13 protein-coding genes and 2 tRNA genes are annotated in these 12,199 nt (G+C 59.6%); 7 read left to right on the top strand and 8 right to left on the bottom strand.

Going from position 1 to position 12,199, the window contains the following annotated elements:
* Positions 1-258 precede the first annotated feature (258 nt).
* Entirely contained in the window at positions 259-1,536 is a 1,278-nt protein-coding gene (clpX, locus tag ABD112_RS11930) for an ATP-dependent Clp protease ATP-binding subunit ClpX (RefSeq protein ID WP_343926145.1), read from the bottom strand.
* A 193-nt stretch (positions 1,537-1,729) separates the two neighbouring features.
* Between clpX and ABD112_RS11925 the strand changes: the two genes are divergently transcribed.
* From ABD112_RS11925 to ABD112_RS11915, 3 genes are read left to right on the top strand one after another with little or no spacing between them, the layout of a single operon-like run.
* A complete protein-coding gene (locus ABD112_RS11925; protein ID WP_343926144.1) occupies positions 1,730-2,308 on the top strand; it encodes a hypothetical protein in 579 nt (192 codons plus the stop codon).
* Between the two features lie 57 nt (positions 2,309-2,365).
* Positions 2,366-3,097: a YcnI family copper-binding membrane protein gene (locus ABD112_RS11920; RefSeq protein WP_343926142.1), complete on the top strand. Its 732-nt coding sequence runs from the start codon at positions 2,366-2,368 to the stop codon at positions 3,095-3,097.
* 8 nt (positions 3,098-3,105) lie between these two features.
* Entirely contained in the window at positions 3,106-3,729 is a 624-nt protein-coding gene (locus ABD112_RS11915; protein WP_343926141.1) for a copper resistance CopC family protein, read from the top strand.
* Between the two features lie 130 nt (positions 3,730-3,859).
* On the opposite strand, the gene ABD112_RS11910 is transcribed toward ABD112_RS11915, so the two are convergent.
* Both ABD112_RS11910 and ABD112_RS11905 read right to left on the bottom strand, forming a co-directional pair.
* Positions 3,860-4,534 (bottom strand): ATP-dependent Clp protease proteolytic subunit, encoded by a 675-nt coding sequence (locus tag ABD112_RS11910; protein WP_343926140.1) that lies wholly within the window; start codon positions 4,532-4,534, stop codon positions 3,860-3,862.
* A gap of 2 nt (positions 4,535-4,536) precedes the next feature.
* The gene (locus ABD112_RS11905; protein ID WP_343926139.1) at positions 4,537-5,157 is read right to left on the bottom strand and encodes an ATP-dependent Clp protease proteolytic subunit; all 621 of its coding nucleotides are present in this window, start codon (positions 5,155-5,157) and stop codon (positions 4,537-4,539) included.
* 120 nt (positions 5,158-5,277) lie between these two features.
* Here ABD112_RS11905 and ABD112_RS11900 point away from each other — a divergent pair, with 120 nt between their 5' ends.
* Positions 5,278-5,766 (top strand): tetratricopeptide repeat protein, encoded by a 489-nt coding sequence (locus ABD112_RS11900; RefSeq protein ID WP_343926137.1) that lies wholly within the window; start codon positions 5,278-5,280, stop codon positions 5,764-5,766.
* A 49-nt stretch (positions 5,767-5,815) separates the two neighbouring features.
* On the opposite strand, the gene ABD112_RS11895 is transcribed toward ABD112_RS11900, so the two are convergent.
* Complete coding sequence (locus ABD112_RS11895) at positions 5,816-7,228, bottom strand: FAD-binding oxidoreductase (RefSeq protein WP_343926135.1); 1,413 nt, start codon at positions 7,226-7,228, stop codon at positions 5,816-5,818.
* A 113-nt stretch (positions 7,229-7,341) separates the two neighbouring features.
* On the opposite strand from ABD112_RS11895, the gene ABD112_RS11890 reads away from it, so the two are divergent.
* Positions 7,342-8,028, top strand: a complete 687-nt coding sequence (locus tag ABD112_RS11890) for a winged helix-turn-helix transcriptional regulator (protein ID WP_343926133.1) — start codon at positions 7,342-7,344, stop codon at positions 8,026-8,028.
* 68 nt (positions 8,029-8,096) lie between these two features.
* Positions 8,097-9,053 carry a nucleoside hydrolase gene (locus tag ABD112_RS11885; RefSeq protein ID WP_343926132.1) on the top strand — a complete coding sequence of 319 codons (957 nt, stop codon included), beginning with the start codon at positions 8,097-8,099 and terminating at the stop codon, positions 9,051-9,053.
* Between the two features lie 99 nt (positions 9,054-9,152).
* Here ABD112_RS11885 and tig read toward each other — a convergent pair whose 3' ends face one another.
* Both tig and ABD112_RS11875 read right to left on the bottom strand, forming a co-directional pair.
* Complete coding sequence (gene tig, locus ABD112_RS11880) at positions 9,153-10,484, bottom strand: trigger factor (RefSeq protein ID WP_343926130.1); 1,332 nt, start codon at positions 10,482-10,484, stop codon at positions 9,153-9,155.
* Between the two features lie 35 nt (positions 10,485-10,519).
* A tRNA-Pro gene (locus ABD112_RS11875) sits at positions 10,520-10,593 on the bottom strand.
* Positions 10,594-10,848: 255 nt separating this feature from the next.
* Here ABD112_RS11875 and ABD112_RS11870 point away from each other — a divergent pair.
* Positions 10,849-10,922: transfer RNA gene (locus ABD112_RS11870), tRNA-Gly, on the top strand.
* A 36-nt stretch (positions 10,923-10,958) separates the two neighbouring features.
* On the opposite strand, the gene ABD112_RS11865 is transcribed toward ABD112_RS11870, so the two are convergent.
* Both ABD112_RS11865 and ABD112_RS11860 read right to left on the bottom strand, forming a co-directional pair.
* Complete coding sequence (locus ABD112_RS11865) at positions 10,959-11,792, bottom strand: alpha/beta hydrolase fold domain-containing protein (RefSeq protein WP_343926128.1); 834 nt, start codon at positions 11,790-11,792, stop codon at positions 10,959-10,961.
* Between the two features lie 66 nt (positions 11,793-11,858).
* A complete protein-coding gene (locus tag ABD112_RS11860; RefSeq protein ID WP_343926126.1) occupies positions 11,859-12,032 on the bottom strand; it encodes a hypothetical protein in 174 nt (57 codons plus the stop codon).
* Between the last annotated feature and the right edge of the window lie 167 nt (positions 12,033-12,199).

Genomic DNA, 12,199 nt, shown 5'->3' with positions numbered 1-12,199 from the left:
TGTGTCAACAACTCCACTTTCAACCGGAGGCCCTCACCCAGCCCTCAACAACTACAGCGAGTCGTCACACCGATTCAACCAACGTCCCTGGGCAGTACAACTAGCCGGTCAGTTACGGCGACAATCCGGGAGGCCGAAGGCCTAACGCACGGCGGCGCCCGCAGCTGTCATCCGAACGGCCAGCGATATCCTTCACGGCGCGCCAGCGTTGTGGCGCCTAGAAGGTGGCCGCCTACGCGACCTGCGACCTGCGAAAGGTTAGGCGGACTTCTCTTCGCGCAACAGCTCGCGCGGAATAATCGTCGGCGCTGCATTGTCCAGCACAGCAGCCTTAGTCACAATTACGCGACCGACTGTCTCATCGGACGGCACGTCGAACATGATCGGCCCAAGAACTTCTTCGAGGATCGCGCGCAAACCGCGAGCACCGGTCTGGCGAAGCACGGCCAGGTCGGCGATCGACTCCAGCGCGTCACGCTCAAACTCGAGCTCAACACCATCAATCTCGAACATGCGCTGGTATTGACGTACGAGAGCATTCTTCGGAGTCGTGAGGATGTCCATAAGGGCCACCTGATCGAGCTGCGTCACTGTCGCCACAACAGGCAGTCGGCCAATGAACTCGGGAATGAGCCCGAACTTGTGGAGGTCTTCTGGCAGCACCTCGCCAAAGAGGTTGACGTCGTCGCCCTTGCTGTGAAGGGGGGCTCCGAAACCGATTCCCTTCTTGCCTGCACGGTTAGAAATGATCTCCTCTAGGCCAGCAAATGCTCCGGCAACGATAAAGAGCACGTTTGTCGTGTCGACTTGAATGAATTCCTGATGCGGATGCTTGCGGCCACCCTGAGGCGGAACGGAAGCGACTGTGCCTTCCAAAATCTTGAGCAGGGCCTGCTGAACGCCCTCACCCGATACGTCACGAGTGATGGAGGGGTTCTCTGCCTTGCGAGCGATTTTGTCGATCTCATCGATGTAGATGATGCCGGTTTCTGCGCTCTTGACGTCGTAGTCAGCGGCCTGGATCAGCTTGAGCAGGATGTTTTCGACATCTTCTCCAACGTAACCAGCCTCAGTGAGGGCTGTGGCATCCGCTACCGCAAAAGGAACGTTGAGTCGCTTGGCCAGCGTCTGCGCCAAATAGGTCTTGCCGCAACCGGTGGGGCCGATCAGCAGGATGTTGGACTTGGCAATCTCGACATCGTCGATAACGGCGTCGGCCGAAGTAATAGTGTTGCGGGCACGGACGCGCTTGTAGTGGTTGTAGACGGCAACGGAGAGAGCACGCTTGGCGGCCTCTTGACCGATGACATATTCCTCAAGGAACGCGTAGATTTCGCGGGGCTTGGGCAGGTCGAATTCACTCGACGCCTCTTCGCCGGCTTCTGCCAGTCGTTCCTCGATGATCTCGTTGCACAGATCTACGCACTCGTCGCAGATATAGACACCGGGACCGGCAATCAATTGCTGTACCTGCTTCTGGCTTTTGCCGCAGAAGGAACACTTGAGCAGGTCCGCGCTTTCCCCAATTCGGGCCATGCCGGTTCCTCTCCTTGAGTAAATACCTTGACAACGAGCCTAACCCGATATTCGTTCAGTCTCCGTCACCATTACGGGCGGCGTTTCGGCGCGTCGATGCTAGGCACCAGCCAACGAGTGTCTGACCAAGCGAATCTGCCTCCGGATACGAACTAGGGTTGAAGAGTTCGACGCAGATCAGAGAAGGAGCCACATGCATACACGTGCGATGCGCGTGCTTCGTGGCAGTGCGGCTGCGGTCTTTGCGACCTTCGCAGCGGCGCTCTCTCACCAACTCGCTGGCGGGGTTGCCCCGTCGATGTTCGGAATGACAGTTTCCCTCGTCATTTCGATTGCCGTGTGCACGCTGCTGGCCGGTCGCACTGTGTCCTTGGTGCGCCTAACGATCGCGATTCTGGCCAGCCAAGCAATGTATCACACGCTATTCAACGCGATGCTCGCCCCCCAGGGTATTGCGCGGCACGACATGTCAGCCATGACTCTGGACTTCAGTTCAGCTGCGCAGACCGCAAATTCGGCAATGTCGGCCACCCACCTCATTGCCGCCGTCGTCACGATTGTGATGTTCCGCTACGCCGAGGTGGCGTTCTGGGGGCTACTCGCCACCGCGCGCCTATTCCTGGCGCGACTGCTCACTTCGATGACTCCCGTCAGGGTGCACGGCGCCCACCTTCGGCTTCCGCTACACGCGCCTCACGTCCCAACATTTGCCACCCGATTTCTCTCAGCGATGCGCTATCGCGGCCCACCCGTCGCGACTTTCGCGGCATAGCCCGCACAGCATCCCACTACTTTTGTCGCAATTCTGCGACCCGTTAGAGAGAACACAATGAACACCCTTACTAAAACTGCCTTCGCCCTCGCTGCAGGCGCAACCATCGCCATTGCTGCGCCGTTGGCAGCCATGGCTCATGTCTCCATCGACCCCGAGCAGGCCGAAGCAGGCACATATGCCCTCATCACCGTCAAAGTTCCGAACGAATCTGAGACCGAGATGACCAACCGTGTCGAGCTGAAGCTCCCGACAGACACACCATTTACGAGCGTTCGCTTCGTGCCCGTTCCCGGCTGGGAAGCCGAGCTGGTGCGCACCGAGTTGCCCGAGCCTGTCATGGTCGGTGAAAGCGAAATCACTGAAGCTGTCACGTCAATCATCTGGACAGCGCAGGTTGGCTCAGAGCTGGGCGATGGCGCACTACTGCTGCTTCCTATCTCGCTCGGCCCGGTTCCTGATGTCGGAAGCGTGGTGCTGACCGCAGACCAGACCTACACCGACGGCACCGTGGTCAGCTGGAGCGGAATCGAAGAGGGCGCCGAGAATCCTGCCCCGGTGCTCTTCGTCAACGACGAACCAGCTGGCCACCACGGCGATGCGGCAGCGGAAACCGACGATGCCCACAGCGACGATGTACACAGCGACCAGAACGCCACGGAGGGTGACCATGCCGAAACGAGTGACAGCAGCGACCCCGTAGCGCGCAGTCTCGGCATCGCCGGACTCATCGCCGGACTTGGCGCGGTCCTGTTGGCATTCGCCTTCCGCCGCCCAACCAGTAAGTAGGTTCACCCATGCGTCGAATTACCAACATTGGCGCTGCGTTCAGCGCCGTCGCGATCGCAGCACTCGTGCTGCTCGTGGCCGCGCCCGCGTACGCGCATAACTATCTGGTGGCAAGTTCCCCCGCAGAAGGCCAAACGCTGACCGAGCTGCCCACCGAGTTCTCGGTGAGCACGAACGACACGCTGCTTGACCTTGCGGGAGACGGTGGCGGTTTCGCCATTCAGGTCACCAACGAGGCTGGAGACTACTTTGGAGACGGCTGTTTCACTATCCGTGACGATTCGCTCTCGACTGGCGCCTCACTCGGAGAGCCCGGCGACTACCTGATGCGGTGGCAGCTTGTCTCCTCTGACGGACACACCATCTCTGGAGAGATCAACTTCGATTGGCAACCCGATACCAGTCAGACAATCTCCGAAGGGCTCAACGCTCCCCCGACCTGCGGCGGAGGCACGCTCGACGAGACTGCACCCACCGACGAAAGCGCGCCATCCGAGGATGGAAACACGGATGAGTCCCCCGCGTTTGACACGTCGACGGTCGTGTTCGTCGTTTCAGCAATTGTCCTCGTGATTGTTGCCGTAGTGGCGATCTTCCTTATCTCGGTGAAACGCAAGAAGAGTGACGACTAGCAAGCACACAGCTCACCGCGCCCGCTAATCGCGCCCCTAACGACAACTGAGGCGGTCATCCACTTTCGGATGACCGCCTCAGTTGCGTCCAGGCGCTTGATGCGTCCAGGTGAAACTACTCTTGCGCTGGCTAGCTCGTGATCGCAGGGAGCGTCTTGCGGCTCGTCAATACCTGGTCGATAAGACCGTATTCAACGGCGTCAGCGGCGCTCAGGATCTTGTCGCGCTCGATGTCCTTGTTGACCTGCTCGGCAGTGCGGTTCGAGTGGTGCGCCAGGGTCTCTTCGAGCCACGTGCGCATCCGAAGGATCTCGCGGGCCTGAATCTCGATGTCCGAAGCTTGGCTTGCACCTTCTGACCCACCAGCAGGCTGGTGAATCATGATGCGCGCGTTGGGCAGAGCCAGTCGCTTGCCCTTGGTACCACCCGCAGTGATCACGGCTGCAGCCGAAGCTGCCTGACCGAGAACCACGGTCTGGATGTGGGGGCGGATGTACTGCATCGTGTCGTAGATCGCCGTCATCGCGGTGAACGATCCACCTGGTGAGTTGATGTACATGACGATGTCGCGGTCAGGGTCCTGGCTCTCAAGTACGAGAAGCTGCGCCATGACGTCATCAGCGGAAGCGTCATCGATCTGCACCCCCAAGAAAATGATGCGATCTTCGAACAGCTTGGCGTAAGGGTCTTGGCGCTTGTAGCCGTAGGCCGTGCGCTCTTCGAACGTCGGCAGAATGTAGCGAGCATCAGCATCCGGACGACCAATGCCGGCGGGCGCTTGTGCTCCGAGGTTGAAATTCGTCATTGCTAGTCCTTCTTGCTGTTGGCGTCGTTGTCGGAAGCGCCTTCTTCGGTTCCGCCGCCACCTACGACGTCAGAAGCGAACTCGCGCAGGTGGTCAACAAAGCCGTATTCAAGTGCTTCACGTGCTGTGAACCAGTTGTCACGGTCGTTGTCGATGAGAACCTGCTCAACGCTTTTGCCGGTCTGCTCTGCAGTGAGCTCGGCCATGCGCTTCTTCATATCGAGGATGACGCCAGCCTGAGTTTGGATGTCGGCCGAAGTTCCACCGAATCCACCCGACGGCTGGTGCAAGAGCACACGTGCGTTCGGGGTGATGTAGCGCTTGCCCTTCGTGCCAGAGGAGAGCAGGAACTGCCCCATCGAGGCTGCGAGGCCAATGCCAACGGTGACGATGTCGTTTGGCACGAACTTCATCGTGTCGTAGATCGCCATTCCTGCGGTGATCGATCCACCGGGTGAGTTGACGTAGAGGTAGATGTCGCGCTTGGGGTCCTCTGCCGCGAGCAACAAGATCTTTGCGCAGATCTCGTTCGCGTTTGAGTCCCGCACCTCTGAACCGAGCCAGATGATGCGATCTTTGAGGAGTTGGTCAAAAACACTTGAGACCAATGCCGGTTGGGCCATTGTTGCGCTCCGTTTCAGTAATCGCTTGGTTACGAATCTATCCGAGTACGCGTCTCGATTCTGGCTTGTTCGCCCTAGGCAAAGTACCGCGTCGCGTATTGGTGCTTGTAGGCTCACAAAATGCATGACAACTGGCGCGATCGAGTCGCCGATATCTGGTCCAACGCCGCGTCGATGTCAGATGGTGATGTCGTCACCGCAATCGATGCGCTTGTCGCCGAACGCCTGAGCGACGATGCCGAGGCACTGTTCGAAGCGGCGGGAGCTCGCGACTACGCCGGTCTCGAGGCAGAAGCAGAACCGCTCTACCGTCGGGCGTTAGAAATCGGGTTGGATGCCACCCGCCGGCCGCAAGCAGTAATCCAGTTGGCCAGCACGTTGCGCAATCTCGGCCACACCGCTGAGCCGATCGCACTACTTGAGCAGCAACTGCACGAGCACCCCGATGACGAGTGGACAGGGCCATCCGCCGCTTTTCTCGCTCTTGCACTCACAAGTCGCGGGGATGCAACGCAGGGAGTCGCGGTAGCACTCATGGCACTTGCGGACTATTTGCCGCTATACCAGCGCTCGGTACGCAGCTATGCGGCAGAGCTCTTGGCCGACTAGCCCGCGACTCCTACTCGTCTGCGCCAGAACGTGATGGCTCGGAGGGCGGTTAAGCCGCAGGTCCCGTCGCGGGCGGAATGTTGGCATTGTGGTCGAAGAAGTTGGTGGGGTCATACACCGCCTTCGCTGCTTGGAGTCGACTCCATTGCGTGTCGCTGTAGGCCTGCCTAACCCGCTGCTGTGCGTCGTCGGAGGTGAAGTTCACGTAGACCCCGCGGGAGTAGGGGGCTAAGTCATCGAAGAAACCGCGCACCCACGCCCGATGCCGATCCGCCTCTCTTGCCTGTTCCGGTAGCCACGAAGCCACGATGTTGATGTCGTGCGCGGCGTCACGGTGCGGGAAGGCGGTCTCGCCCTCAGGCACCCGAGACATCGCTCCCCCGAAGCAGAAGATCGGCACCGAGCTCAATGGCGAGCTAATCTCCTCGAGGTGAGTGCAGATGATGTCGATCATCTCGCTGTTGAGCGCACCGAGTCGGTGCGACTTCCAATAGTAGTGCCGCCCGTGAGGCACCGCCGCGTCGAGCATCTTCTGGTGCGCGACATACGGCTTGATCGTGATGCCGTCGGCTACAGGGGTGCCGAGCTCCCTGAGCGGCCGCAGAAACTCCTTACCTGCCTCGATGTCACCAGCCCAGGTAATGACCAGAGCGATTATTGGGGTGCCGTGCACTTCCGCGGGGAAGAGAGGAAGGGGCGGGGCCAACCGCAGGTTAGCCATCAGCCCGAGGTCGTCTGGTGCATCTGCGACGAAGTCTCGCATGAAGCTCAGCACAGCTGCCGCCTGGTCAGCTGGCCACGCAATCAATCCGGCCAGGATCTCGGGCCCAAGAGGTTCGAGGTCCAGGGTGAGGCTGGTAACGATGCCGAAGTTGCCGCCGCCGCCGCGGAGTGCCCAGAACAGGTCGGGGTTCTCTTCGCGACTGGCGCGCAGGAAAGATCCATCGGCGGTTACTACGTCTGCTTCACGCATCGCATCAATGGCGAGACCGAACTTGCGCATCAGATGGCCGATGCCCCCACCGAGGGCGAGCCCGACTGCTCCGGTATGGCTGACGAACCCGCCGGTCATGGCGAGCCCAAATGCCTGACTCTCGCGGTCCATGTGGGAGTTGAGGGCGCCGCCCTCAAGGCTAACTGTGCGGGCGATCGGGTCGACGCGCGCCCCCGTCATTCCGGAAAGATCGATCACTAATCCGTCATCGAGCACCGCGTGGCCTGCCACCGCATGGCCGCCACCACGGACGGATGCAGGTAGGTGGTGCTCGCGGGCGTGCCGGACCGCCGACATCACGTCAGCCACCCCCTGGCAGCGGGCGATCGCGGCCGGGTGCCGATCGACCTCGCCGTTCCACACGCGGCGAGCTGCGTCGTACTCCGGTGCTCCCGGCACGAGAACGTCCCCCTTGAGAGATGCATCGAGGGCCTCTAGAGTACGGGCTTGTGCACTGGAAATGGTCATGGTCATTAGCCTCCGTGATGTCGTCGTCGCACCAAGCGTCCACCGACCGTGCTCGCACCTCTAGTGCTGAATGTGTACTAGTACATAACCGATACCGGTCATAGTGTTGGTGCATGGTGACATATGGGCAGTTCTGTCCGGTGGCTATGGCTTCCGAGGTACTGACTGAGCGGTGGACCCCGCTCGTGGTGCGCGAGCTGTTGTGCGGCAGCACTCACTTCAATGACCTGCGACGGGGCGTGCCTCTGATGTCGCCCGCCCTGCTCTCTAAGCGGCTCAAGTCTCTGGAACGAGTCGGCGTAGTAGAGAAGCAGGGGACTTCTTACCACCTCACCCCCGCTGGGAAGGAACTGCGTGGCGTGATCGAGGCGATGGGAGTGTGGGGCCAGAGGTGGGCCCGCGGTGACATGGTCGCGAAGCCGTTCGATGCCTCGCTTCTCATGTGGGACATGCACCGAAACATCGAGATCGAGGCCCTACCATCACGTCGTGTTGTCGTGTACTTCCACCTCTATGGGTCCAGCGACGGCAACAGCCACTTTTGGTTGGTCCTCGACGCCCCGAATGTCGACTTGTGCCTCACCGACCCCGGTCACAACATCGACGTGCGGGTCACCGGGCAGGTCACGACAATGGTTGATTACTGGACGGGCCGCGTGGACTTCGGTCTGGCCATGCGCACAGGCGCTCTAGACGTCGCTGGGCAGCGGACACTTGTCGCTGCACTACCGTCGTGGTTCAGTCTTAGCAACTTCGCGGCGGTTCCGATGCCGTTGAGTCCGGTCGGCGCCGCTGACTAAGACGTGTCTTTTGGTGGCAGCCTCAAGGATGTAGCACAGTCAACCGTGAGCACGAATAGCATTGCGGTATGCAGCAAATGATTCTGGACGTTGACACTGGCATCGATGATGCCCTCGCACTGATGGTTGCTGTGCGGCATCCTGACGTCAATCTGCGGGCGGTTACCTGCGTCGCAGGCAATGCGAGCCTTGAACAAGTCGTACGCAACACGCTCACCGTGCTGGATGCTGCGGGTGCCGGAGACATTGCGGTCGCAGCCGGAGCGAGCCGCCCGTTGCTAGCTGATGCCAGCCACGCCGCTCACGTGCATGGCTCAGATGGCCTCGGCGACCTTGCACTACCACTCTCCACCCGTGCTGTCGTGCCGATGCATGCCGTCGAACTTTTGCGACGCGAGATCCTTGCAAGCCCGACCCCGGTCACTCTGGTTCCACTGGCTCCTATGACCAACATCGCCCTTCTCGTGCGGATGTATCCCGAAGTTCTGGTCAACATCGAGCGGATCGTTTTCATGGGCGGTTCCGCATCGGTCGGCAACGCTACCGCTGTGGCCGAGTTCAACACCTGGCACGATCCAGAGGCGGCCGAGATCGTACTGACCTCGGGCGTTCCCATCACCATGTACGGCCTGGATGTTTTTTATGCGGTCACCATCCCGCCAGAAGACATCATTCGGCTCACTGCCACTTCTGAGCCAGGAGCCCAACTGGTCGGCCGCTTGCTGCAGCACATCGTGAGTGTCAAGGGTGGCGAAGTGCGAGTTTCCGGCGAAGGCCACGGCGACATCGGTGATGCCGGTGCCGTGTGCGCCGCGATCGATCCCGATGGCCTCAGCACTGTGAACCTGCCCGTGCGAATAAGTCTCGGTGACCCGCTTACAAGAGGGCAGACGGTTGTCGATCACCGCACGGCTGGCCACGAGCAACACGGTGCCGGCGACCTGCTATTCCGCAGGATCGATGTCGCTCTCGGCATCGACGGCGCACGATACGCGAAGTTTTTCCTCGACACAATCACAGCCTGATCACTCGCGGTCTCTCTGCAGATCAGAATGCAGTTTGCTCGTTAACGAACTCGTGGCCAGCTAGTCGAAACTAGCCGGCCACGAGTGTGAAGCTGTGTTTTAGGACTTGTCTGCTGCTTCTTCTACTGCAGCGTCATCGTCGACAACGTCAGAGTTGGCTACGGCAGTGAATGCCGAAACGTCTACCGACTTGCCCTTGGAGTCAACGACCTTTGCCTTGCTGAGCACGACCGCGAGGGCCTTGCTGCGAGCAACTTCGGCAACCATTGCGGGGATCTGGCCGTTCTTGTCGAGAACCTGAATGAACTCGCCTGGCTCCATGCCGTACTGCTGAGCGCCCTGTACGAGGTACGAGGTGAGCTCTTCTTGGCTGACCTTGATCTCTTCCTTCTCAACGATCGAGTCGAGGAGGATCTGTGAACGGAAAGTCTTTTCGCTGGCTTCAACTACTTCAGCGCGGTGCTCGTCGTCTTCGAGGCGATCCTCGTTTTCGAGGTGACGGTGAACTTCGTCTTCAACGAGCTTCTCGGGAACGGGGATCTCAAGAGTCTTGAGCAGTTCGTCGACGATCTGGTCGCGAGCCTGAGCACCCTGGCCAAAGGCCTTCGAGCGCTTGACCTGCTCCTTGAGATCGGCCTTGAGCTCCTTGATGGTGTCGAACTCGCTTGCCATCTGGGCGAAGTCGTCGTCTGCCTCAGGAAGCTCGCGCTCCTTGACAGTGAGCAGCGACAGGCTGATGACAGCGGTCTCGCCCTCGTTTTCGCCACCGAGCAATACTGACTCAAAGGTGGTCGATTCTCCGGCACTGAGTGAGTCAAGTGCCTCATCGATGCCCTCGATCAGTTCGCCAGAGCCAAGCTCGTACGAAATGCTCGATGCGGAGTCAACCTCGTTGTCACCGATCTTGGCGACGAGGTCGAGCTGAGCGAAGTCGCCCTTCTTCGCCGGGCGCTCAACGGTAACGAGTGTGCCGAAACGAGCACGCAAGGTGTCGAGTTCGTCTTTCACGTCATCCGCGGATGCTTCAACAGCATCAACCGTGAGGGTGAGCTTGTCGTAGTCGGGAAGGTCGAACTCGGGGCGAACGTCAACCTCGATAGCGAGAACGAGATCTCCGCTGAAGTCCTTGACCTCGGGCCACGTGACAATGTCTGCCTCGGGGCGACCAAGAACGCGAATCTCTTCTTCGGTGACTGCCTGGCGGTAGAAACCGTCGAGGCTGTCGCTTACTGCGTGGTTGAGGATCTCTTCACGGCCCACGCGCTGGTCAACCAGCTGCGGCGGAACCTTGCCCTTACGGAAGCCGGGAATGTTGACCTGCGACGCGATGTGGCTGTACGCGTGGTCGATGCTCGGCTTGAGCTCTTCTGGGGTGACCGAAATGTTGAGCTTGACGCGGGTCGGGCTCAACTTCTCAACGGTTGTCTTCACGTTGTGGACTCCTGTAATTCGTTGTGTGTATTTCGTCGGGGCGACAGGATTCGAACCTGCGACCTCTCGGTCCCAAACCGAGCGCTCTACCAAGCTGAGCTACGCCCCGGGCGCCGTACATAGATCTGACCGCGACGCAGAAATTCACGCCGGTACAAAATTGGCCTCGGCAAGTCTAGCCTGAGCGGGAACAGAATGTTGACGAGATCGTCAGATCGGATGCTCTCGGATGCTTCTCACACGCAATCGGCGGCTTTTCGCGAGCAATATGGCGGAGAAAGCTGATGAGGTTGTCTTCGACTTCGCACTTGGCGAGGTTTCAGGTACAGTATTCCTCGGTGCACAGCATGATCGGGTGCCGAGTGGGGATGTAGCTTAATGGTAAAGCCTCAGTCTTCCAAACTGATGACCGGAGTTCGATTCTCCGTATCCCCTCCACTCACATATTCCTAGTTCTCAAGCAGTTCTGCTTGGCTAGGAAATAGCCTTGGCGACCACCGCACGAGCCGCAGTTCCTTCAGGAATTGGCAGTATCGGATAGTTGTGGATCATGCCTTCTCCCACGTGGAAGTCGATCTGAATCCCCTGCTCTTCGGCTTTCGCCAGTAGACGCAGCGCGTCGGCGTGCACGATGTCCCGCGTTCCCGTGAATACGGTGATTGGGCCTAGACCGACAAGGTCACCGTGGATCGGGCTTACTCGCCAGTCAGATTCGGGCAACTCTGCGCGATAGAGGGCACCGGCCGCTTTGGTCCCAGGAACTGCGAGCCAAGGATCACGTGGTGCAATCTCGGCAAGCTTGGGATCTGTTCCACTGACGTCTAGCCAGGGTGCAGAAAGAACGATCGCGCGGAGAAGTTCGTGCTTTCGATCCCGAAGCTCCATCGCCACGGCGAGCGCCATACCGCCGCCGGAGGAGTCGCCGATCAGGCTGACTTTGCCGGCACCGACCTCGGCAATCAGCGACTGCGCCAGGTTGGCAACTTTGTCTACAACCACGGATGCCTGCCCTGCTGGGGCAAGCGGCATGATGGGCACGCTGATTGTCGTTCCCGTTTCGCGAACGAGCTGTGCGACAAACCGCCAGTGCAACGAATCAATCTCAAAGACGTAGCAACCGCCGTGAAGAAAGACTGCGCGCGCAGGATTGCTGCCCGACCGTGCGGATACATCGAACACGGTCCACCCGTCGATTACGCGGGATGTGACGTCTACGTGACGAGAAATGGATGCACGCGGCTCAGCTTTCGCTGGATGCAGTCGAAGATGCTCAACCCGCTCGAGTGTCTTTCGCGGATCGCTAAACATTCGCTTTGACCCCCGAAGGGTCAACGCAAGAGGCGCGAGCCGGCTCAGAAAGCTCGCCATGGCCGACTAGCTGTCGATGCGCTTCATGATGTGAACAGGAATGAACACACCGAGGCATGTGATGAGCAGGCCGCCCATGAAGACGACCGACTCAAGGCCCTCTACATAAAAAGCTTCGCCCATCATGTAAATTCCGCCGACAAAGAGCGCCAATGAGATTACGAAACCAAAGATGTTCACGTCACCATCTTACCCACGCTGGGCTGTCTCCTTGTAAGCCGCGCGCCGCGACTAGGTGACCCCCCCGAGGAATCATGTCAAGATGCGCGCGAGGATTGATTCGTGGAATCATTTGAGAGTGCGCGCGAGGATGGTCTGGCTGCTGGTCCTTTCTTGCTGGTCGTCAG

The organism is Rhodoglobus aureus (assembly GCF_039527955.1).
Lineage (GTDB): Bacteria > Actinomycetota > Actinomycetes > Actinomycetales > Microbacteriaceae > Rhodoglobus > Rhodoglobus aureus.
Note: the sequence above shows the minus strand (reverse complement) of the source record. Positions and strands in the feature narration are given on the sequence as shown.